Origin of the sequence: Microcoleus sp. PH2017_24_DOB_U_A (genome assembly GCF_020738205.1) — a bacterium.
Classification (GTDB): domain Bacteria; phylum Cyanobacteriota; class Cyanobacteriia; order Cyanobacteriales; family Microcoleaceae; genus Microcoleus.
Genome location: NZ_JAEQCT010000102.1, coordinates 1 through 21612, shown reverse-complemented (window position 1 = coordinate 21612; position 21612 = coordinate 1). Strand labels below are relative to the sequence as shown.

At 46.2% G+C, this 21612-nt stretch carries 17 protein-coding genes; 4 read left to right on the top strand and 13 right to left on the bottom strand.

The window, feature by feature from the left end:
* The 4 genes from JGK07_RS25865 to purS form a co-directional block, all read right to left on the bottom strand.
* On the bottom strand, positions 1–1597 hold a 1597-nt coding region (locus JGK07_RS25865), incomplete at its 3' end, for a WD40 repeat domain-containing protein (RefSeq protein ID WP_293197893.1).
* Positions 1594–3657, bottom strand: coding sequence for an ATP-binding protein (locus JGK07_RS25860; RefSeq protein ID WP_293197891.1), 2064 nt, complete (start codon positions 3655–3657; stop codon positions 1594–1596). The genes JGK07_RS25860 and JGK07_RS25865, both read right to left, overlap by 4 nt.
* A 275-nt stretch (positions 3658–3932) precedes the next feature.
* The gene (gene purQ / locus JGK07_RS25855) at positions 3933–4634 is read right to left on the bottom strand and encodes a phosphoribosylformylglycinamidine synthase subunit PurQ (protein ID WP_293178265.1); all 702 of its coding nucleotides are present in this window, start codon (positions 4632–4634) and stop codon (positions 3933–3935) included.
* A gap of 2 nt (positions 4635–4636) precedes the next feature.
* Positions 4637–4921: a phosphoribosylformylglycinamidine synthase subunit PurS gene (purS, locus tag JGK07_RS25850; RefSeq protein WP_293178270.1), complete on the bottom strand. Its 285-nt coding sequence runs from the start codon at positions 4919–4921 to the stop codon at positions 4637–4639.
* Between the two features lie 140 nt (positions 4922–5061).
* Between purS and JGK07_RS25845 the strand changes: the two genes are divergently transcribed.
* A complete protein-coding gene (locus JGK07_RS25845; RefSeq protein ID WP_293143880.1) occupies positions 5062–5454 on the top strand; it encodes a Fur family transcriptional regulator in 393 nt (130 codons plus the stop codon).
* 171 nt (positions 5455–5625) lie between these two features.
* On the opposite strand, the gene JGK07_RS25840 is transcribed toward JGK07_RS25845, so the two are convergent.
* Complete coding sequence (locus JGK07_RS25840; RefSeq protein ID WP_293178273.1) at positions 5626–6594, bottom strand: SPFH domain-containing protein; 969 nt, start codon at positions 6592–6594, stop codon at positions 5626–5628.
* Positions 6595–6807: 213 nt separating this feature from the next.
* Positions 6808–7239 carry an NfeD family protein gene (locus JGK07_RS25835; protein WP_293178279.1) on the bottom strand — a complete coding sequence of 144 codons (432 nt, stop codon included), beginning with the start codon at positions 7237–7239 and terminating at the stop codon, positions 6808–6810.
* Positions 7240–7573: 334 nt separating this feature from the next.
* On the opposite strand from JGK07_RS25835, the gene JGK07_RS25830 reads away from it, so the two are divergent.
* On the top strand, positions 7574–9751 hold the full coding sequence (locus tag JGK07_RS25830; protein ID WP_293178282.1) for a protein phosphatase 2C domain-containing protein: 2178 nt from the start codon (positions 7574–7576) through the stop codon (positions 9749–9751).
* 405 nt (positions 9752–10156) lie between these two features.
* On the opposite strand, the gene JGK07_RS25825 is transcribed toward JGK07_RS25830, so the two are convergent.
* From JGK07_RS25825 to JGK07_RS25805, 5 genes are all read right to left on the bottom strand, one after another.
* Positions 10157–11245 carry an ABC transporter ATP-binding protein gene (locus JGK07_RS25825; RefSeq protein ID WP_293178285.1) on the bottom strand — a complete coding sequence of 363 codons (1089 nt, stop codon included), beginning with the start codon at positions 11243–11245 and terminating at the stop codon, positions 10157–10159.
* A gap of 172 nt (positions 11246–11417) precedes the next feature.
* Positions 11418–12476, bottom strand: a complete 1059-nt coding sequence (locus tag JGK07_RS25820) for a spermidine/putrescine ABC transporter substrate-binding protein (protein ID WP_293178288.1) — start codon at positions 12474–12476, stop codon at positions 11418–11420.
* 51 nt (positions 12477–12527) lie between these two features.
* Entirely contained in the window at positions 12528–13385 is an 858-nt protein-coding gene (locus JGK07_RS25815; RefSeq protein WP_293212305.1) for an ABC transporter permease, read from the bottom strand.
* Positions 13386–13508: 123 nt separating this feature from the next.
* Complete coding sequence (locus JGK07_RS25810; protein WP_293197885.1) at positions 13509–14384, bottom strand: ABC transporter permease; 876 nt, start codon at positions 14382–14384, stop codon at positions 13509–13511.
* A 221-nt stretch (positions 14385–14605) separates the two neighbouring features.
* Entirely contained in the window at positions 14606–15367 is a 762-nt protein-coding gene (locus JGK07_RS25805) for an OmpA family protein (protein WP_293178297.1), read from the bottom strand.
* A 125-nt stretch (positions 15368–15492) separates the two neighbouring features.
* Here JGK07_RS25805 and JGK07_RS25800 point away from each other — a divergent pair, with 125 nt between their 5' ends.
* Entirely contained in the window at positions 15493–16095 is a 603-nt protein-coding gene (locus tag JGK07_RS25800; protein ID WP_293212307.1) for a hypothetical protein, read from the top strand.
* 357 nt (positions 16096–16452) lie between these two features.
* On the opposite strand, the gene JGK07_RS25795 is transcribed toward JGK07_RS25800, so the two are convergent.
* On the bottom strand, positions 16453–18678 hold the full coding sequence (locus JGK07_RS25795) for a hypothetical protein (protein WP_293243085.1): 2226 nt from the start codon (positions 18676–18678) through the stop codon (positions 16453–16455).
* Positions 18679–19205: 527 nt separating this feature from the next.
* Here JGK07_RS25795 and JGK07_RS25790 point away from each other — a divergent pair.
* Positions 19206–20717 carry an FAD-dependent oxidoreductase gene (locus JGK07_RS25790; protein WP_293192354.1) on the top strand — a complete coding sequence of 504 codons (1512 nt, stop codon included), beginning with the start codon at positions 19206–19208 and terminating at the stop codon, positions 20715–20717.
* 242 nt (positions 20718–20959) lie between these two features.
* Here the strand turns inward: JGK07_RS25790 and JGK07_RS25785 are convergent, their stop codons facing one another.
* Positions 20960–21370, bottom strand: a complete 411-nt coding sequence (locus JGK07_RS25785; protein ID WP_293178309.1) for a peptide chain release factor 1 — start codon at positions 21368–21370, stop codon at positions 20960–20962.
* Positions 21371–21612: the final 242 nt, after the last annotated feature.

The following is a 21612-nucleotide window of genomic DNA, read 5'->3' as shown; positions in this document are numbered from 1 at the left end:
TATGACCGGTGAGAGTTTTCAGTTCCCGGCCTGTCTCGGTGTCCCAGATTTTCAGGGTTTTATCATCTGAAGCGGAAATCGCTGTTTTGCAGTCTGGTGCGATCGCCACTGCTTGTACCCAGCCACTATGACCGGTGAGAGTTTTAAGTTCCTGGCCTGTCTCGGTGTCCCAGATTTTTAGGGTTTCATCCCTGGAAGCGGAAATCGCTGTTTTGCCGTCTGGTGCGATCGCCACTGCTTGTACCCCGGAACTATGACTTGTGAGAGTTTTCAGTTCCCGGCCTGTCTCGGTGTCCCAGATTTTCAGGGTTTTATCATCTGAAGCGGAAATCGCGGTTTTTCCGTCGGGTGGGATCGCCACTGCTAGTACCCAGCTACTATGACCGGTGAGAGTTTTAAGTTCCTGGCCTGTCTCGGTGTCCCAGATTTTCAGGGTTTCATCCCATGAAGCGGAAATCGCTGTTTTTCCGTCTGGTGCGATCGCCACTGCTTTTACCGACTCACGATGACCGGTGAGAGTTTTCAGTTCCCGGCCTGTCTCGGTGTCCCAGATTTTCAAGGTTTCATCATCTGAAGCGGAAATCGCTGTTTTTCCGTCTGGTGCGATCGCCACTGCTTGTACCCAGCTACTATGACCGGTGAGAGTTTTCAGTTCCCGGCCTGTCTCGGTGTCCCAGATTTTTAGGGTATTATCCGAAGATGCGGAAATCGCTGTTTTTCCGTCTGGTGCGATCGCCACTGCTTGTACCCAGCGACTATGACCGGTGAGAGTTTTCAGTTCCTGACCTGTCTCGGTGTCCCAGATTTTTAGGGTTTTATCCAAGAAAGCGGAAATCGCTGTTTTTCCGTCGGGTGCGATCGCCACTGCTTGTACCCCGCCAGTATGATCGGTGAGAGTTTTGAGTTCGATGCCGCTCTCGATGTCCCAGATTTTCAGGGTTTCATCATCTGAAGCGGAAATCGCTGTTTTTCCGTCTGGTGCGATTGTCACCGCATTTACCTCTGAAGCATGACCGATGAGTGTTTTGAGTACCGTGCCACTCTCAATGTCCCAGATTTTCAAGGTTTGATCGCCAGATGCGGAAATAGCGGTTTTGCCGTCGCGTGCGATCGCCACTGCTAGTACCTCCATAGTATGACCGACAAGCGTCCGCAATGCCCCTTCATTTGCCCGCTCTAAATTAGCCTTCAAAGGCCGCAACCAAACACTCTCTTTCGACTGCCGCGCCTGTTCCAACAACCTTTGAATCTCAGGCATTTCAAAATCCAACAACCTCCCCCACAATTGCCCAGCCAATTGCGTTTTATCCCTGTCCAAAACGTGAGCCGACTTCCGAATTGCCCCTTGAATCAACTTCAGCGTTTGCGTTTGTTCCGGCGACAACAACACATCAGAAACTCTCGCCAAATCGTAATCATCAATCAGCGCTTGCACCCCCAAAAAATCCAACTTCGCCTCAATAAACCCAAAATCAGTCAACCAAGCGCAATAACGGTCAACCTTCCCCCGTTTCGCAAATCTCTTCGGTTGGTATTTCAACAGCAAATCTCGATCTTCCTGACACTTCTGCGCCAACCACACACCTAAATCGCTCATAGAGGCGCTCCTCCTGTAGCATTATCGCTAATGTCATCGTTAATATCATCCAGTGTTATTCCCGCCGACTGCACAGTTTCATCCGCTTCCAGAAACTGCCGAAAACTATTGTGATAGATAGTGTATCGAGTTTCCTTCCCTACCTTCTCCTTTCGCAAAAACGAATCCCATTTTCCGAGTACCTGCTGTACTTTCGTAACATTTTGCTCGCGGGCAGATATAGCCAACCAGCGACAAGAAACTGCTTCCTCTGCTTGCGACAGGAAATAGATAATCCTCACCTTCATCTCCAGCAGAGGATCGTCTTCCCGTCCCATCATCTGTCCCCAGTGTTTTTGATAATATTCCTCCAAACCCGCTGGCAAATCGTTTAAATTCACATCATTGTACGTGCCGCCTTCAATCTCATCAAGTACGTGGCGGAGGTAGATAAATTTCTTTTCGCTTTTTTGGGCTACCGCCGTCACAAACTGTTCCCGCTGCAAATTTCGACTCTTAATCCAATCCTGAATTAACTCGCTTCTCTCTGTGCGTTTTGCCAGATAAGCCTTGACATCTTCCAGACTTTCAGCACTGTATTTCATCAAATCAAAAACCGTCTTGTTAGCTGTCGGCATTGTCAGAAATTCCGGCCGCTTCGAGACAATAAAATAGACGTTATCCGGCAAATCATTAGGCAAATACGAAACATTACTGTTCCTAATTTGAGCCTTCCAATCAACTTCATCCAGCGCATCCACCACAAAAATTATTTTTTTGTCCCTGCTAGACTTATCGCTAACTTCCTTCAGCAACTCGCATAGAAAGGTATTGTTTTTTATGGCATTTTCCGGCAGTCGCGGATACTTATCTTTAAGACCAAAACCTTCAATCAACTGAGTGCAAGCATTTTTCAGAAAAGTTTCAGCGCTGACAATCCCGTCCGGTTGCGAGTTGAAATGAGTAATGCAGCGGCGCTTCAACATCACCACACAGGCCGCCATAATCGCGCTTTTCCCAACACCCGGTTCCGCCTCCAACACAAAATAGCCTTTTTGCTTTGTCTTCAGAAACTCATTAATTGCTTGAAACACAAATTTTCGACCGGTAAAGTCTTTAATTCTGTCCTGAATAATCGTCTCAGACTTAACAGGAATCGGCAAACTCGGCGCAGTAGGATCGATATATCTTTCCAACAATGCCCGAACTTCTGCCAACTCATCCCGGACAGTTTCGATAACTTCCAATTTCGCCATCACTTGGCAAATTTGCTCCCGCGTCGCCAAAGCCTGCAATTTTTGCAAAATTTCGCCATTTTGCAGCCCCAAACTTTGTAATTGGGCCAAAGCTTCCCGATGCAAAATCAACTGCATTCCCGCAAATTGTCTGCCGCCAGTCTCCGCATCTTGTTTCAGCACTTCGCAAAACGCCTTCGGGAAAAACTGGTGCAGTTGCGCCGCCGCATATCCAATCAATTCAGGATGCAAAGTTTTGTTTTCCTTCGCCGCAAAAACCGTCAAAAAATCTTGCCAATCTTGCACCGACAATCCGGTAACTTCCACAAATTGATTCGGAACCGGTGAAAAAATCTTGGCAAGTTGCGAATCAGAAAAATTCAAAGGAGTTGTATTACCATCGGTTTTGGCATCAATTGTCTCCCAGTAAGCGACTGTTTTCTTAGCTAAGTGTTGAAAATCAGCCTTAGCATGACGCAGATGATTTCGTTCAGCAATCACCTTAAATTCCTCAGATTCAGGAATACTCTTTTGAAGCAGACGGCTGATAGCTTCTCCAGCCGCCGCAGTCAAATCGCCATTTTTAAGAATATCCGCATTTTTTCCGATTCGCTGCGCCAACTTGTTACCGCATTCGCCCGCCGTGATATTACCGACAACACCAGTAACAATAGTTGCTAAAACACTAGCCGCCAACACTCCTGTCGGGCCGCCGAGTATACCTGCTGCCATAGTTGCTGCGGGGCCGGAGGTGCTGAGGGCGGTGGAGAGAGACTGGCCGACGAGGTATACGGCGCTACAGCCGAGTAGCCGAGCTTTGGTGTTGGCTAAATTAACTAAGGACATAAAAAATATTTATGAAGAATATCAAATCCCATTGATTTGTTATTATAGAACATAAAATCTTGTAGGTGCGGGTTCGCCAACAATATCTAACGACAACAAACAATCTAAATAAACCCGCCCGCACCCCACCAATAACCCAAATTAACCTCAAATTTGCATTGAATTTTAAATGTTGGTGATGATTGTTCGTTGGGTTGGGGCGGGTTTTTGAGATAGTCGAGTTGGGGCGATTACGATCGGTGAACCCGCCCCTACAAGAATATTGCAAATATCAACTATAAAACAGCAGCAACTGTTGCCATCAGCAACCCTTGAAACAATTTTACTCCATCAGTTTCGCCCAACATTGGATCGGATGCCCTCTCAGGATGTGGCATCATTCCTAACACATTGCCCTGGCGATTACAAATGCCCGCAATATTATTTAACGAACCATTCGGATTACCAGCAGCGCTAATTTCTCCGGTACTTGTACAGTAGCGAAACAACACTTGATCGTGTTCTTCTAACTCTGCCAAAGTATCCGCATCAGCATAATAATTGCCCTCCCCGTGGGCGATCGGCAAATCGATGATTTCACCCGAAGTATAAGCCGAAGTCCACGGCGTATTACCGCGTTCGACTTTCAAGGAAGCGCGATCGCAAATAAAATGCAATCCCGCATTCCGCACCAGAGCACCGGGGAGCAAACCAGCTTCAGTCAGCACCTGAAAACCATTGCAGATGCCGAGTACAAGCTTTCCTTGTTTCGCGTGTTCGGCAGTCGCTTGCATCGCTGGAGAAAAACGGGCGATCGCGCCGCACCGCAAATAATCTCCATAACTGAAACCACCGGGAACTACAATGATGTCAATATCCGAAATATCGGTATCTTCGTGCCAAATCATCCGCGTCGGTTGGTGCAGCAACCCTTGAGTTACCCACACCACATCGCGATCGCAATTTGAACCCGGAAAAACAATAACTCCAAATTTCATTTTTATACCCCTGCTGTCTCGACAGCAACAGGAATTTCAGTCAACTCAACGCGATAGTTTTCAATCACTGGATTGGCCAAAAGTTGGTCGCAAACGCGATCGAGTTGTTCGCGCGCCTCCGACTCATCCGCAGCAGTCAGCGTCAATTCAACGTACTTCCCGATCCGCACGCGCTCAACATTGTCGTATCCCATGTGTTGCAAACCAGACTGTACGGCAGTACCGGCCGGGTCTAAAACCGAAGGGCGGAGGGTAACATAGATTTGGGCAAAATATTTTTGAGTCACAGCAATGTGTAGGTGATGCGAAATTTACGGCCACCTCATTCTACAACGCGGGCGGGAAGCCGATCGCCCTTTGCTGCCCCGAATTAAGCTAGCCTAGAAACAGCGATAGATTTGATTCCAGCCGATTAGACAAAAAAATTATGAGAACCAACCGCACCCGCAGTCAGGAGCGTATTTTACACTTGCTCAAGCACTTGAATCGATCGCTCTCAGCGCAAGATATCTACCTAGAACTGCGTAACAGCGACCACAGCATGGGCTTAGCAACAGTTTACCGCTCCCTCGACGGTTTAAAGCGGGAGGGCTTCGTGCAAGTCAGAACGCTTGCTAGTGGCGAATCTCTCTACGGTGCCGCCCACCAAGACCAACATCACCTTACTTGTCTCGAATGCGGTGCGTCTATTACGATCGACGAATGCCCCGTACACCACCTAGAAAGCCAATTACAACAATCTCATTCTTTCAAAATTTATTATCATACTTTGGAATTTTTTGGATTGTGCGATCGATGTACTCTCGCTCAAGAATCTTAGGGAAGAAGGAAGAAGGAAGAAGGAAGAAGGAAGAAGGAAGAAGATACTTACTCGGCGATTGAAATCGCTGCTATAAAGACGAAACCCGCCTCCGCGGGTTGAATTAATTCTTAGTCCGCGGAGGCGGACATCGTTTGTGTAGAAGCGATTTCAATCGCCGTCTCTTTCTTTCTATTTTTTCACCTCATTACTATTACCTTCCCCAACAATCGATCGCAATCCTTCCATCGTAGCCGGGATACTGCGCGGATCCATAAACATCACCTTGCTGCTATCGCTGCTGCCAATTTTTAATCCCATATCCAGATAGTTTTGAGCTAACAAAAACTGTAAAGCTTCGCGGGACTTGGGGTCATTTTGTAGAGTTTTACCGATAATTTGTAAAGCCTCAGAAGTAGCTTGAGCTTTCAAAACCTGACTTTGGCGTTCTGCTTGCGCTCTCAGCACGATCGCCTTTTGTTGAGCTTCCGCCTCCAAAATAGTCGCTTTTTGCCGCGCTTCCGCATCCAAAACCTGCGCTTCGGCTTTACCTTTGGCGCTGTTAACTGCTGACTCGCGTTCGCCCTCGGATGTCAGAATTGCCGCTCGTTTTCGGCGATCGGCTGCCATCTGCAATTCCATCGATTCCTGTACAGTTTTAGAAGGGATAATATCGCGCAATTCCACCCGCGTTACTTTCACTCCCCAAGGATCGGTCACAATATCTAAATCTCTGAGCAAGATTTCATTAATTTGAGAACGGGCTGTAAACGTTTGTTCGAGGTCGAGTTGACCCATTTCGGCGCGAATTTGAGTCAGCACCATATTCACCATTGCTGACTGAAGATTTTCGACTTTGTAACAGGCTTTTTCCAAGTCCACAATCCGCCAGTAAACTACAGCATCCACGGTGAAAGAAACATTATCGCGCGTGATACAAGCTTGCGGGGGAATGTCTAAGACTTTTTCCCTAATTGTTTGTTCGTAAACGACGCGATCGAGAAACGGTGTGACAAAATTCAAACCAGGTTCGAGTTTCTTGCCGCTGTATTTTCCTAAAGTTTCCACCAGCGCTTCATTTCCCTGATTGATAATCTTGACGGAACCTGCGATCGCTGAGCCGCCCAGTGCTAAAAATACGAGTAAAAACAATTGTTCCACGGTCGCCTCCTATAAATCTTGACTGTTAAATATTGACTGTTGGTTATTTGTTATTGGTTATTTGTTATTGGTTATTTGTTAGTGCCAATTCCCAATGCCCAATGCCCAATTCCCAATTCCCAATTCCCAATGCCCAATGCCCAATGCCCAATGCCCAATGCCCTATGCCCTATGCCCAACTACCAATTTCTAATTCCCAATTCCACATCTTTTTTAAGAATGCAGCAAATGTTCTGGTAAAACTATCAGAGTAGTGCCTTTCCTGCCGACGACTATCACGTTTTGGTTGGGGGGGATAGCGGTAGAAGTGTCTTCGCAGCGAGCTTGCCAAGAATTCCCCTCATAAATCACTCGCCCCGATTCTCCTGGGAGAATTTCTGTTAAAGTTTTAGCTTCGTCAGAATCTGCGATCGCCCATGCCTTGCCTTTTGGTATCAATCGCCGGGACAGCAGCACAAAAACTGTCGAAAATACCATCCACAGGAATATTTGTAAATTAACGTAAGGTAAAACTAGAGAGCATCCAGCGACGGCGAAGGCACTCAGTCCCAGGATAAAAGCAACAAAAGCAGTGGGGAGAAATAGCTCTGCCAAACAGAGCAAAGCCCCAACTAGCAACCAAAGGAGCGTGGGAGTCCAGAACATAAAAAGAATTGGTGATACTATGAAATATCTTAGATTTGAAATTTGAGATTTAAGAATTGCCAACGACTGACTCTGCAAGGCTTTATGACTTGCTAGCCCGATCGCGATTGTTCACATCGCGGTACCAGGTTGAGGCTTCCATTGTACTCAAAGTCAGATTTTAGTAACTTAAATTACAATTTTAGCCGGTGTCCACCGGCAGCAACTACAATTTCTCGTGCCCCAAAGGCAGTTAAGAAATTGATAGGGGCTAAAATCAGTTTATTCTCAAGTTCCTGAATTTGAGCGTGGCAATCATATATCTTCAGAATGTTTTTACACAAACTATTTCGATATGATCAGTAGTTTCTCCGAACCGATTTATTGCCCGAATCTGAGCTGTTCCGATCCCGGCAATAGCTTTGGCAGCCAGAAGTGTGCAGCTTGCGAAACCGATTTAATTTATCGCTATTTGTGGGCGGTGGGCCCCACAGTCGAGGAAGTGCCGGCGGGTAAGATAATCGCCGATCGATATTTTGTCATTGCACCCCAAATCTGGCTCGACAGCCGTCCGTCTATTCCTCCTAGCGTCCCCGAACAACTGCCGGATAGAATTATGCCTTACCTGCATTTGTATCCCCAGCGGCTGCATACGCCCGAAGTATACGGCTTTTGTTCGCTCGGGGAAGCAGCAGAAGCCACAGAGGTGCTGTTGTTGGAAAATGTGCCGGTCAATAATTTCGGTAGCCTGTATCCTTCTATTCTACAAGCTTGGGCTCAGACAAGTGCCACGCGCCAAGTTTACTGGCTGTGGCAAATGCTCCAACTGTGGGCGCCGCTTTCCGAACAAGGAGTCGCTGCGAGTTTGCTGGTACCGGAAAATTTGCGCGTGGAAGGTTGGCGGGTGCGTCTGGTGGAACTGCATCGAGGTAATTTTGTACCGACGCTGAAGGATTTGGGAGATGTGTGGTCTGGTTTGGTGGACTCGGCGCAGCCTGAGGTACAGTCGAAACTCGGAGAGATTTGTCTGTTTATGCGCCGCAGCAGCATGAACTTAGATGCGATCGCCCTGGAACTTAACGATTTACTATTAGAACAAGCTGCTAAATTGCCCCTGCATTTAGAAGTAGTCGGCATCACCGATACCGGGCCGCAGCGCTCCCAAAATGAAGATAGTTGCTATCCGACTGCTGCTGATTTTCAATCGATAAAAAGTGCCGGAAATGACAAACTAATTCCTTACTTGACAATGGTTTGCGACGGGGTTGGAGGCCACGAAGGAGGAGAAGTTGCCAGTCAGTTAGCCGTGCAATCGCTGAAAGCTTTAATCCAAAATTTGCTCGCCGAAATCGCCGAACAAGAAGAGTTGATGGCGCCAGCAATGGTCATCAAACAACTCGAAGAAATAGTGAAAGTTGTGAATAATGTGATTTCCGCTCAAAATAACGAGCAAGGAAAAGAGTTGCGGGAGCGCATGGGAACCACTTTGGTGATGGCCCTCCAGTTGCCTCAAAAAGTGAAAGTTTCTCAGGATGTACCCGCGAATAACAGTCACGAACTTTATTTGGTCAATGTTGGAGACAGCCGCGCCTATTGGATTGGCAACAATTACTGTCAGCGGCTAACTGTGGACGACGATGTAGCGTCTAGGGAAGTGCACCTAGGACACAGTTTATACTGGGAGACTCAATTGCGATCGGATGCCGGAGCCCTCACTCAAGCTTTGGGGACGCGGGACGGCGATTTTCTGCGCCCGACGATTCAACGATTTATTGTCGAAGAGGAAGGCTTGCTGCTGCTGTGTTCCGACGGTTTGAGCGATAACGACTGGGTAGAGCAATCTTGGCAGAATTACGGCCCAGAGGTACTTGAGGGCAAAATGTCCTTGGAAGCCGCTGCTCAGTCTTGGGTTCGCCTCGCCAACGAGAAAAATGGTTACGACAACACCTCTGTAGTGGTGACTTACTGTCGGATGTCACCGGAGAGAGTCGTACTGTTCGATACGGCGTCGGCACCGTCGGCGTCGCCGTCGATATCGCTACCCATGTCACCCTCGGTGTCGCTACCCATGTCACCCTCGGTGTCAGGCTCGGTATCCCTCCAAAAAACGGGGAGGATGCCAGAATCTCAACTTTCTGAATCGTCGAAACAGTTGCTGTACCCCGAAACGGCCTCCGCCTCGGAACCAGTTGAAAAACAGAAGCCGAAGCGTTTGGGGCCGCTGCTGGGACTGTTGGTGCTGATGCTAGTCTTCGCGGGCTTAGGTTTGTGGGTGCGGAGCCTCCAAAACCAGAACCCCGATCCCGAACAACTGCCGCCACCGCCGGAAACTACCGCCCCAACTCCTGCGGATATTCCCTCGCCCGGTGCCGAGAGTCCCTCGCCCGGTGCCGAGAGTCCCTCGCCCGGTGCCGAGAGTCCCTCGCCCTCCCCAGAATCGAGTCCTGCGGAGATTCCCGCGCCGTCGCCAGAATCAACAACTCCTCCGGAAATTCCGGTGCCTTCCCCCTCGCCGGAAATTCCCCCACCTTAAAAGTTGGCTAGTTTGGGAATTTGTTGTGCATAACTACAAGAGTTTTTCTCTTGTTTTTACCTTCGGGCTAAAAGCGCGGAGGCTTTCAACTCCGATTCACTAAATCGACATCTTCGATGGATGATTTTTTGACTCTTGTTAATCGGAACTTCCCCCATAGGGAGAAGTTCCATTTAGCCTGCGAGTAACGCACCTCTGAAATAGAATGGCAATCCAATTAGTAAGGTTTTGATGGATTTGCGATCGCCAGCGTAGAAGATGTTATTGCCTGTAGTGGTGAAGTACACGGGTTCCAGTCCAATGCCCTATGCCCTATGCCCTATGCCCATAAGAGCACCGCACTGTTACTGAGAATATACGTGCATTCGTGTGCAAATCTGTGTCGTGTCTTCCTTCTTCCTGTCGCTATAAAATACAGATACTTTCCGGCGGCACGGCGACTCGAACGCTGTCGCCAATTTTGTGCCGCTGCAAGTCATCTCTGTGCAAGTTTTGTCGGCGAAGGGCGATCGAGCTTTTAGCAGTCAGGCGCACCGTATAGCGCGTGTCAGTGCCAATATAAATCGCCTCTTCAACTACTCCCGGCCAGCTATGCTCAGCATCATAATTAGCCGGATAAATAGTGGCTTTTTCCGGCCGCAACACCAGGGTAACAACTTTCCCAGCGGGCAAATCTTCTGATGTTGCAACTAACACGGGCAACTGCTGATCAACCAACACGATTATTTTACCCTGTTGCTTTTCTACTACTCGCCCGGTCAAAAAATTGCTGTCCCCAATAAAATCAGCCACAAACCGCGTTTTAGGATATTCATAAATCTCAACAGGCGTCCCGACTTGTTGCAGTTTTCCTCCCTCCATCACAGCAATTCTGTCCGACATGGTGAGCGCTTCTTCCTGATCGTGAGTTACATAAATAAACGTAATTCCCAATTGTCGCTGCATTTTTTTTAATTCTAATTGCATCTCTTTACGCAACTTCAAATCCAGGGCCCCTAAGGGTTCATCCAACAGCAAAACAGAAGGCTCTTTAACCAACGCCCTCGCCAACGCTACTCGCTGCTGCTGCCCTCCTGAGAGTTGGCGGGGATACCGTTTTTCTACATCGGTTAACTGTACTAATGCTAAAGCTGCCACCACGCGATCGTGAATTGTTTGGGGAGGCAAATTCTCCATTTCTAAGCCAAATGCAGCATTTTGTGCTACTGTCATGTGCGGAAATAAAGCATAATTTTGAAATACCGTATTCACGGGGCGGTGAAATGGCGGGCGATGCCGCATCGGTTGGCCGTGAATGTAAATTTCGCCCGCTGTGGGCATTTCAAAACCCGCAATCATTCGCAAAGTTGTAGTTTTGCCGCAGCCGGAAGGGCCGAGCAAAGAAAAGAATTCGCGATCTTTAATTTGCAGGTTGATATTGTCTACAGCCAAGAAATCTTGACTGCTGGCACTTTTAAATACTTTGGAAATGTCTAAAATTTCGACGGCGTGCATTCTTATCTATCGTAGTAGTTATTGTAGGGTGCGTCAGGGCTGAATATTGTGACGAGATACTCAATAATTTTCCCCCTGACGCACCCTACAGTTAGTTAGTTACTCGCTTTCTACTCGTTACCATGCTCTTCCTTGGAACCAGTTAAGTTTGACCTTAAGTTGACACCAATGCTTACTTTCCTGCTCCTGCTTTAACTTCCGTCGAAGCTCGATCGTACAATGCGGTTGCTTTCCCGACATCCTGCAAGAATTTCATCTTACCAAAAATTTCAGCCGGTGGATAAATTTGGGGATTTTTCAAATCTTTCGGGTCAATTAAACCTTTGTCTATTGCTGCTTTATTCGGCGAGCCATAGTGGGTAAAATTAGAAATTGTCGCACCTACTTCTGGCTGCAAAATAAAGTTAATAAATTTCTCAGCTAACTCTTTGTGCGGTGCACCTTTGGGAATTGCCATGTTGTCAGAAAAGACAATTGTTCCTTCTTTGGGAATAGCGTAGCGGAGATTTGGATTCTCTTTCATCACCTGAAAAATATCGCCGCTCCATTCCATTGTCAGGTTGACTTCTCCTTGATCGAGCAGAGTTTGACCCGTGTCGGGGACAAAAGCGGCAATGATATTTTTATTTTTAATCAGCAAGTCGCGGGCTTTGTTAATTTCTTCGGGATTAGTTGTATTTGGGTCAAATCCTAAATACATTAAAACCACTGCAAAAGTGTATCGGGCATCATCTTGCCATGCTATTTTTCCAGTATATTTAGGATCGAACATCGCCCCCCAACTGTTAATCTCGTCCTTGGTTGCTTTGATGTTGTAGCCAATTCCCATTGTTCCCCACTGATAGGGCAATGAATATTTATTGCCAGGGTCAAATGTTTGGTTTAGCCATTTTGAATCGAGATTATTTTTGTTAACAATTTTTGCAGGATCTAGCGGTTCAAGTATATTCTCGGCTGCCATGATTCTGACCATGTAATCGGCGGGAAATATGACATCATAACCGGGATTTCCCTGTTTGAGTTTGGCGTAGAGTGCGTCGCTGTTCTCGAAAGTGTCGTATTGAATTTTTACATTGTTCTCTTTCTCGAATTGGGCGATCGCTTCTGGAGCGATATAAGTTGCATAATTGTAAATGCTGAGGACTTGCTGGTTGCTGCCTGTGCGGCTGCATCCGAAAACCACCGTTGCACTCATCACAAACAAAAGTAAGAAAGTCAGCAGGCGTTTCATGGGTTTTGTTAGTTGTAGGCAAAATTAATTATGACATACAAAGCAAGTTTTTTAACTTCTTTTAACTCTTAGCGAGGATACAACCAGCAATAAAGAAGCTAGCAACATCAAAGTTGAGATGGCATTAATTGCTGGCGTCACTGCAAATTTTATCATGCCGTAAACCAATAGCGGCAGCGTCATCGAACCGACACCGGTGGTAAAGAATGTCACGACAAAATCGTCCAGCGACAAAGTAAAAGCCAGCAGTGCTGCGCTGAAAATAGCGGGCAAAATTAGAGGGAGAGTAATCCGCCAAAAAGTCCGCCATTCGTTAGCACCCAAGTCAAAGGCTGCTTGTTCTAATTGAGGATCGAGTTCGGCCAAGCGCGCCCTGACAGTAATCGTTACGAATGAAATATTAAAGACAACGTGACCGATAATTACTGTAGGTAAACCGAGGTTGAGGCGGATTCCCGTAAGATTTTCTACGATCCGAAATACGAGGGTAAAGAAAACTAGCAGCGAAATGCCGATCGTAATTTCGGGCATAATAATCGGCAAAAATAGTAAAGCTTCTACTGCTTTGCGTCCCGGAAAATGAAAGCGTTCAAGCGCTAGCGCGAGCATGGTACCGAAAATAGTCGCTAAAGCTGTCGAAATAGCTGCAATTAGCAAGCTATTGCTAAGTGCTGGCAAAATTCCGGCACTGCTGCTGGTAGCAAGAGTCGCGCCTGCATTGCTAAACAAGCTGCCGTACCAATCGAGGGTAAAACCGCGCCAAACTGCGTTAAATTTGGAGCTGTTAAACGAGTAAATAATTAAGATGAGAATTGGCAAGTAGAGAAAGGCAAATGCTAGTGCAGCTTGTACCCAAAGCCACTTTTTGGCGATCGCCCGAACAAATAAATCTAGTTTTATTTTAGTCATTAGTCAATAGTCATTAGTGCGAGCGTCCTCGCGAACAGCAGTCATTGGTCAATAGTCATTGGTCAATAGTCATTGGTCATTAGCTCATCTTAACCTAAATGTAAGGCGCGCAGTACACACCACTTATTCCGTTTCGTCGGAGACGCGGAAGTAAATTAAAACAGGAACTAATATTATTACCGTCAACAGCATAGAAAGCGCCGAACCAAAAGGCCAATCGCGGGATTTCATAAACTGATTTTGAATCAAATTTCCCACCATAATTGTTTTCGACCCGCCCAATATATCGGGTGTAATGAAAGCGCCGACTGCGGGAACAAACACGAGGATAGAACCCGCAACAATGCCGCGAGTTGTCAGCGGTAAAAATACGCGCCAAAAAGTGCGAATATCATTTGCTCCTAAATCTTGAGCTGCTTCAACTAATGAAAAATTGAAGCGTTCTATGCTAGAATATAAAGGCAGAACCATGAAAGGTAAATAGCCGTAAATCAGACCGATCGCCACAGCGAAAGGCGTAAACAGCAAGTTTAACGGTTCGGTAATTATTTGCAGGTTTTGCAGGGCTATGTTCACTACTCCTTCGCTCCGCAGCAGAATGATCCAGGCGTAGGTTCTCACTAGAAAGTTAGTCCAAAATGGAATAATTATCAGCAAAAGCAAGGCATTTCGCCAGCGGGGAGGACGGGTGGCGATGAAAAATGCTAGGGGATAGCCGACTAACAAACAAGCCGCGGTTGTCAAAAAAGCCAAAAAGAGCGATCGACCAATTACCCCTAAAAAAACCCAGCTAAACAAACGCTGGTAGTTGCTGAGAGTAAATACCCAAGTAATCCCGCCGTAGGTACCGCGCTCTAAGAAACTGTACAATAGTACAATTAGCACCGGCAGAACGAAGAAAACGCTCAGCCATGCGCTGGCGGGAAATAATAGCAGCAACAGGTTATACAGTTTTCTATGTTCGCTGTTCGATTTTGGATTGGGAAAGAGCGATTTCATCAGGGTGTTTGGCTACCCGTGCGTATAGGACTAATAATTCCACACATTTTATATCAAATCCGCAGGTCAATCGATTTTCGATTTTAGATTTTAGATTTTAGATTAACCCCACGGATAAATTCGGGGGAAGAGAGGATTTTAGATTTTAGATTTGGGATTGATTCCACGGATAAATCACGTGGCGGGTACCACCTGTGAAATTCTTCGTCAAGCCGCAGCATTTATCTAGGGGTAGAATTCGGGCTTTTGCTTTCGGGCGAGGGTAATTGGCGGTTTACGTCAACATTCAAGTTTTCGCGGCGGAATTGGAAGCGGAAAACGACTTTGCGATCGCCCGCTGCATTTTGAGTCGGATTCGCATCTAATTCTCCCCGTCCAGAAACTAATACTTTTTGCTGCAATTCGGCTTTTTTAGGAAAATTAACCTCATTGGAAAACATATAATTAGAAACAGCTAAAGCCCTACGCAAACTCAGTTCCAGATTTTTGGAATCGGAACCTGCGGAACTGGTATGTCCTTCGATGACAACGCGAGAAATTTGTTTTTCAAACTGTTTGTTTGCAAAAAGCACTTGGGTATAGATGGGAATGAAGGCTTGCAAAAACTTTTTACCTTCGGGTTTGAGGACGGAACTGTTATTATCAAACAAAATGCGATCGCGAATGCTGACATCTCCGGTTCCGGGGTCAACAGTAAAAATATCTTTGTCTCCAACTTTTCCCTCTAAAGCATTGACAATAATCTGCGGCAGTCCTTCAAAAGCCTTTTGATATTGCTGCAATTCCTGCCGCAGTTTTTCCACCTGAAGGATTTTCTCATCGAGCATTTTCGCCTTTTCGCTAAGTTGAATTTGCACGGTGATGAACAGGAGGGCGAACAACATCAGCAAGCCGGACATTAAATCGCCGATCGATAGCAGTACGCTGGAGTCTTCCTCTTCTTCTATTTCCGGTGCATTGTCTAAATCTGATATATTTCTCATTTTTTTGGTGAGGTATTAATTTTGATTTTTTACTGTCATATTTGACATATAATTATTGGTGTGGAACTTTTGATATATTCTGCTATTTTACATTACACTCTAGAATAAAACAACAAGAAAATATTATGCCCTACAGTCAGTTTAGCATCGACAAGGTGAAGCGAGATTTTCACCTGACGATTGTTGAGGGAAGCCGATTTTTCCCGGACTCTGTTGAGCCGATCGCCCCTAGTTCTAAGTTATTGGCAATTTTAGAGGATGTACCTTGGGCGATCGCTGTAGATACCGAAAAGGCTCGCTCTGAAGTCATTATAAATCCTGTCCTGCTGGAAGTGCGACGCATTCTCAACCGTCAAATTAGTGTGTTTTCTGGCGAAGAATTCAATGTCGATCCGAGTGTTGGACTTAACGGAGTTTGTGATTTCCTAATTAGCCGTTCTCCCGAACAACTGACGGTGGAAGCGCCAGCAATTGTTGTGGTTGAGGCGAAAAAATCTGACCTGAAATCTGGGCTGGGACAGTGCATTGCAGAAATGCTGGCTGTAGAACAATTTAATCGGGCAAAAGAGCAACTGCTTGGGGCTGTCTACGGTTGCGTTACCAGCGGCACGCAATGGCGGTTTTTGAAGCTGGAGGGACAGATAATAACGATCGACCTAACCGACTATCCGCTGCCCCCTGTCGAGCATATTCTCAGCTTGTTAGTTTGGATGGTGAAAGATGCTTGATTGCAGAATATCAAGCGATTGCAACTATGGAGGGCGGGTTTATTATAGGGGTTATCAAAAAAGTGAGGTATGACTGACAGCTTATATAGCCACTAAGTTAAGAGGGCTGAAGCCCAACAACGTACCTTTAAGCGTATAGGGCTGAAGCCCAACAACGTACCTTTTAGATAAGAGGGCTGAAGCCCAACAACGTACCTTTAAACGTATAGGGCTGAAGCCCAACAACGTACCTTTTAGATAAGAGGGCTGAAGCCCAACAACGTACCTTTTAGATAAGAGGGCTGAAGCCCAACAACTTACCTTATCTTTTTGAACACCTTTATATCTGCGTGTTTCTCGGTTATCGTAAAACCCACCCTACGGTTTCTTCGTCCCCAAATTATCAGCAGCAGCCACCAAATAATGAGCAACCTGCATCAAACCGTCGGAACTTTCTTGCAACCCACTGCACACTTTCGCCATCGAAGTATCTGCTTCTTCAAAAAACTTGTGCTGCGATGAAGTAGTTCTTTCCAAATAGCCAACTAATTGATTGTTGCCCAACTCCAGCGCGCGATCGAACTGATTTGTCATGTTTTGATAGGCACTTTCTACCCGCCGCACTTGTTCTTGTTCTGCTTGCAAAGCTGCATTTAATTGATTCACCAAATTTGTATAGGTAGTTTGCAATCTTTCTCCTTCTGTATTGAACTGATTTGCCATTTTTTCATAAACGCTTTCTACCCGCAGCACTTCTTGTCCGGTTATCTTTGCTAATTCCTGCAACTGTGCCAAACGCTGGCTGGAATTCAAGCCCACAGAATTAGCAAACTGACTGACTTCTGCGGCTGTTGTCAAAATTTGGCTCATACTTTGGTCAACTTGCTGCGACATCAATTTGCGTTTTTCTGATTCTTCTTGAAAAACTTTCTGCAAGCCGAGTACAACCTGTGCTAAACCTTTTTGCTGTTTGCCTAATGTTCCTTCTAATAAATTGTTTTGTTGGGTAAAAAATTGCTGGAGAGAGGCTTGATACGTTACTCTGAAGTTGTCTAATTCTTCCTGGACTGTGACGCGGGTGTTTTGCAGCATTGAGTCAACATTCTGCAAGCTACCTACCAGATTTTCTCTGGCTTTATCCATCAATCCCGAAGCTTCGTCGCCTACTACTTTGAGCGTGTCAGACTGAGTTTGAAAAGCGGAGTGGGTGGCATTTAAAATATTTGTCATCCGGGTTTCGACACCTTGCAGCATTTCTCTTTCTTGTTCGGCTTGAGTGTGGAGAGATTCTTGCAAGTTATCTTGGATTCCTCTAAAGGTGTTGGCGGCTTCTTGGGCGCTTTCTTGAAAGGCTGTTCTTTGCGCTTTCATCCCTTCAATGCTTTCTCCAACTCCCGATCGTATTTCGGTGGCCATTTCTTGCAAAACGCTGTGGGTGTCGGTTTGAAACTGTCCTAAAATTTGCTGCAAGTTGTTGGCAAATTCTTGCAACTGTACTAATGTATCTTGCTGGAAAGTTTGAATTGTCAGGATTGATTGTGCTAAACTAGAAGAGATTCCGCCTAATTCGTTCTTCAGTTCTCTGACAGCTTCGGATGCTTCTTGAGTTAATTGGGCACTTTGATCTAATCGCCCAACTACGGGTTCAATTACTTCGGTGCGGAGGCCGGAAAGTAGGTTGTTTAATATCTGTTCCCCTTGGTCTGATTTAATCTGTTGAAGTGCTGATAATTCTTGGCGGATGTCTTGGAAAACTGGGGTCATTGCTACACCGATTTGCTGTCCGATCGCCTGGGAGTTCACATTGCTTTGCGCCTCGACGATTTGAGCAAATCCGGTTCTCATTGTCTCGATCGCCAATTCGATCGCACTTTCAGCATCGCCACCGCTGGAATTGGCGCGGGAAAACAGTTGTTCGGGGGTTTGTAATTTCGCGATTTTATCTAATTTGGCGCGCAAATTGGATTGATTAGCAACGCGCGCGCGATCGCCCCAAGCCAACACGATCGTAAATACGCTAGAAGAACCCAAACCCATTAGAGAAGTGGAAAACGCTGTTTTCATCCCCTCCAGCAACGTGCTAATCGAGGGTAGCAATTGTTTGGTATCTTCCAGCGAACCCAAGTTAACATCCTGCAATCCGGTTTGAATGCCGTAAAATGTACCTAAAACCCCGAGGGCTACTAAGACGCTGGGCACAAACCGCCACTGACTCCGAGGTGCCGATCGCCCTAAAATGGCCGGATACTGAAATAAGAGAAACCGCCCGGATTTTACCTGCGCCCTGTAAGCCTCGCCGTCTGCGATTGTGTCGCCCGCCAAGTGTTCGCTAAACCAGTCGAGGAGAAGTTTCCAAGAGTCTGTTGCTGTTTCCGGTTGCTGTAGATCGATCGCCCCTGACATACCCTTTTCTAACTTCGAGCTCAAATAGTTGACAGCCTCAAAAGTCGATCGGCTTTTCGCGCCCACATAACGCTGGTACTGCTTCACAGAAGTGTACTCGCCCCAAACAGCCGCGCACAGCAAAATTAGCGCCGCCCAGTGAAAAATGCTATTCTGCCAAATCACCCCAAAAACAGCAGTCAAATAATTAATCAATTGCATATTGACAACCCGTTCTGTTTGTGTATTTTACTCTAATCTTAATTCGCCGAAAAAACCAACCTTAACGTTTTAATATAACAGCTATCGCCTTCAACAGTTGACAGTTGACAGTTGATAGTTGACAGTTTGAGAGCGACCTCTATTTAGAAGGAAGAGGATTGGAGTAATCAATAGTCTGATTTTAATTTCTCCCGATCGGCGAGAGCCTTTCAACCAATTCTTTCTGGTAAAAAAACCTCGTCTAACCTTCTGATAATCGAGTTCATATGGCGCTTATAAAATGAGCTTAGTCAAGCGCGACCAATTCCCGATTACCAGACAGACCTCATCTAAATTAGTGAAGCTATATAGCGGTTCTCAAAAAAGTGAGGTATCCCCAATGCCCAATGCCCTGTTTGGCCAATGCCCTGTTTGGCCAATGCCCTGTTTGGCCAATGCCCATGAGTACCTCATCTTTCTGAGAAAGGTTATATCTCGCTTTATTTTATCAATTATGTCATCATAAATAAAGAATCAAGAGGTACGCAATGTCAGCAGAATCGCCAACCCCAAAAATAGTCGTAGTCGGTGCCGGATGGGCCGGTTTAGGCGCCACCTATCACCTAGCCCAACAAGGATATGACGTAACTTTGTTAGAAGCAGGGCCTCAGCCAGGAGGCTTAGTTGCGGGGTGGAAAACCCCAGGCGGGCGTTCCGTAGAAGCAGGCATTCACGGCTTCTGGTATCCCTACAAAAACATCTTTTCATTAGTCAAGGAATTAGGACTCGATCCCTTCACGCCTTGGACTCGTTCTTGTCAGTATTCCCCCGCCGGATTGGAAGTTGAATCTCCCATTTTTCAGGACGAACCCAGACTTCCCACACCGTTAGGAACATTCTTGTACACGCGATTTAAAAGACTGCCATTAGTCGATCGCCTTTCAGCCTTACCCTTACTCTATGCCGTACTAGATTTCGACAATTCCGACGAAGCTTGGCAGCGGTACGATCGCGTTACAGCCCGCGAATTGTTCAAACAGTTTGGCGTATCTGCAAGGCTGTACCGCGATGCTTTTGAGCCGATGTTATTAGTAGGATTATTTGCACCAGGAGAACAGTGTTCAGCCGCCGCAGCTTTGGGAATGCTGTATTATTTCATTTTAGCACACCAAGCAGATTTTGATGTAGTTTGGTGTCGCGGCACTGTCGGAGAAAAAATCTTTCGTCCCTGGGTAGAACGCCTAGAAAAAATCGGCGCCCAAGTATTGACAAAACGGCGAGTTACTGATGTCATAGTTGACAGCAACAATCAAGCCAAGGGAGTTGTCTGCGGCGACGAAACCTTCGATGCAGATGCAGTTATTTTTGCAGTTGGCGTTACCGGAATGCAAAAAATTATCAGCAGCAGCCCCGCTTTGCAAACCCGCCAAGAGTTTCGGGACGTGATGAACTTGGGCGCTGTTGACGTGTTAGCTGTTCGCCTGTGGTTTGACAGAAAAATTGAGATTCCGCTGCCTTCAAATGCCTGTTTTGGATTTAGTTCGACTACGGGATGGACGTTTTTTGATTTGAATGCTTTGCACGACGAATTCCGCTCCGAACCGGGAACAGTTGTGGAAGCTGATTTTTATCATGCCAATCAATTAATTCCCCTGAAAGATGAGGAAATAGTTGCTCTTGTTCAGCGGGATTTGGCGACTTGTATTCCGGCTTTTCGGGAGGCTAAAGTAATCGACAGCAGCGCGATTCGTTTATCGCGCGCGGTGACGCATTTTGCACCGGGAAGTTATCAGTATTTGTTGCCTGCGGTCACAAGTTATGATAATGTATTTATGAGCGGCGATTGGGTTGTGACCCGTCACGGTTCTTGGTCGCAGGAAAAGGCTTATGTTACTGGTTTGGAGGCGGCAAATTTCGTAGTTTCGCGTTTCGGAATCGGCAACAAAGCGACAATTATTCCGGTGGAGGCTGACGAACCGCACATTCAAATCGGCAGACAGATTAATCAGTTTGCTCGCAGTTTGACTAAAGCTGTTATTCCCGATTTTTGGCTGCCCTAATTAGAAGGAAGAGGGAAGAGGAAATGTATTGCTTTAACTAAGTAGGACTTATGCACGGGTGGCGAGAAACCGGGTTTTTCATCAAAATAGTTGATTGAAACTGTCAATGTGGGTGAAAAAGTAACTAATCGTAGGGTGCGTCAGGGCAAAAAATATTAATTTATACTCAAGACATTCAACCCTGAAGCACCCTACAATCACTGTCAACTGTCAACTGTCAACTGTCAACTGTCAACTGACTATTACCAATAAGGCCGACCCTTCCAAAAAACTCCCACGGTAATTCCTATTAGTGCAGCTTCCGATAAACTTGCTAAAAAAGCAGGTATGGGCAGGAATGACTTTAATACCAAACCCAAGATTACGCACAAAACTAAAACCCACAAATTAGTCCGGTTGAGCAAAAATTGCTGCTGCCAATACTCCAAAAAGTACACTGCTAAAGCTCCCATTCCCACGGCTGTAACAAAAGGTATCAATATTCCGAGGGAGGAGCCGTAGAGAAGTGTCAGAATGTTGCGGATTACCCGCGATTGCGTGAAACCCCAGGCTAAAAATAGTTCCAGTCCAATCACGATGGAGTTGACGAGGGCGGCAATTTGCAGCATTTCTCGCCAGGGGAAAAGTTTTAAGCGGCGCAGAAAATTGCTCATAATCGGCAAATTTGGTAGGTTGCTTTGATTTTATAACAGTTTTGCGCTGGCGATCGACATTTGATGCCAGTTTGTAAAGTAAAATGAACATAGAGGGCAGTCTCTTGACAAATTCACCCAGAGCATCTGCCTGCTAGTTGTTGGGGCTCTCCAGAACTTATGGTGATAATTTTATCTAATGCAAGAAACAAGCTAATACGCGATTTCTAAAATTATCAAAATTAGAAAAGCCATACCCTTGT

Bases quoted from the DNA above. Each gene is read 5' to 3' on its own strand.
- JGK07_RS25805 (WP_293178297.1), bottom strand. From the start codon at position 15,367: ATGAGAAATATATCAGATTTAGACAATGCACCGGAAATAGAAGAAGAG.
- JGK07_RS25845 (WP_293143880.1), top strand. From the start codon at position 5,062: ATGAGAACCAACCGCACCCGCAGTCAGGAGCGTATTTTACACTTGCTC.
- JGK07_RS25785 (WP_293178309.1), bottom strand. From the start codon at position 21,370: ATGAGCAATTTTCTGCGCCGCTTAAAACTTTTCCCCTGGCGAGAAATG.
- JGK07_RS25835 (WP_293178279.1), bottom strand. From the start codon at position 7,239: ATGTTCTGGACTCCCACGCTCCTTTGGTTGCTAGTTGGGGCTTTGCTC.
- JGK07_RS25800 (WP_293212307.1), top strand. From the start codon at position 15,493: ATGCCCTACAGTCAGTTTAGCATCGACAAGGTGAAGCGAGATTTTCAC.
- JGK07_RS25795 (WP_293243085.1), bottom strand. From the start codon at position 18,678: ATGCAATTGATTAATTATTTGACTGCTGTTTTTGGGGTGATTTGGCAG.
- JGK07_RS25790 (WP_293192354.1), top strand. From the start codon at position 19,206: ATGTCAGCAGAATCGCCAACCCCAAAAATAGTCGTAGTCGGTGCCGGA.
- JGK07_RS25820 (WP_293178288.1), bottom strand. From the start codon at position 12,476: ATGAAACGCCTGCTGACTTTCTTACTTTTGTTTGTGATGAGTGCAACG.
- JGK07_RS25810 (WP_293197885.1), bottom strand. From the start codon at position 14,384: ATGAAATCGCTCTTTCCCAATCCAAAATCGAACAGCGAACATAGAAAA.
- purQ (WP_293178265.1), bottom strand. From the start codon at position 4,634: ATGAAATTTGGAGTTATTGTTTTTCCGGGTTCAAATTGCGATCGCGAT.
- JGK07_RS25860 (WP_293197891.1), bottom strand. From the start codon at position 3,657: ATGTCCTTAGTTAATTTAGCCAACACCAAAGCTCGGCTACTCGGCTGT.
- JGK07_RS25815 (WP_293212305.1), bottom strand. From the start codon at position 13,385: ATGACTAAAATAAAACTAGATTTATTTGTTCGGGCGATCGCCAAAAAG.
- JGK07_RS25830 (WP_293178282.1), top strand. From the start codon at position 7,574: ATGATCAGTAGTTTCTCCGAACCGATTTATTGCCCGAATCTGAGCTGT.
- JGK07_RS25825 (WP_293178285.1), bottom strand. From the start codon at position 11,245: ATGCACGCCGTCGAAATTTTAGACATTTCCAAAGTATTTAAAAGTGCC.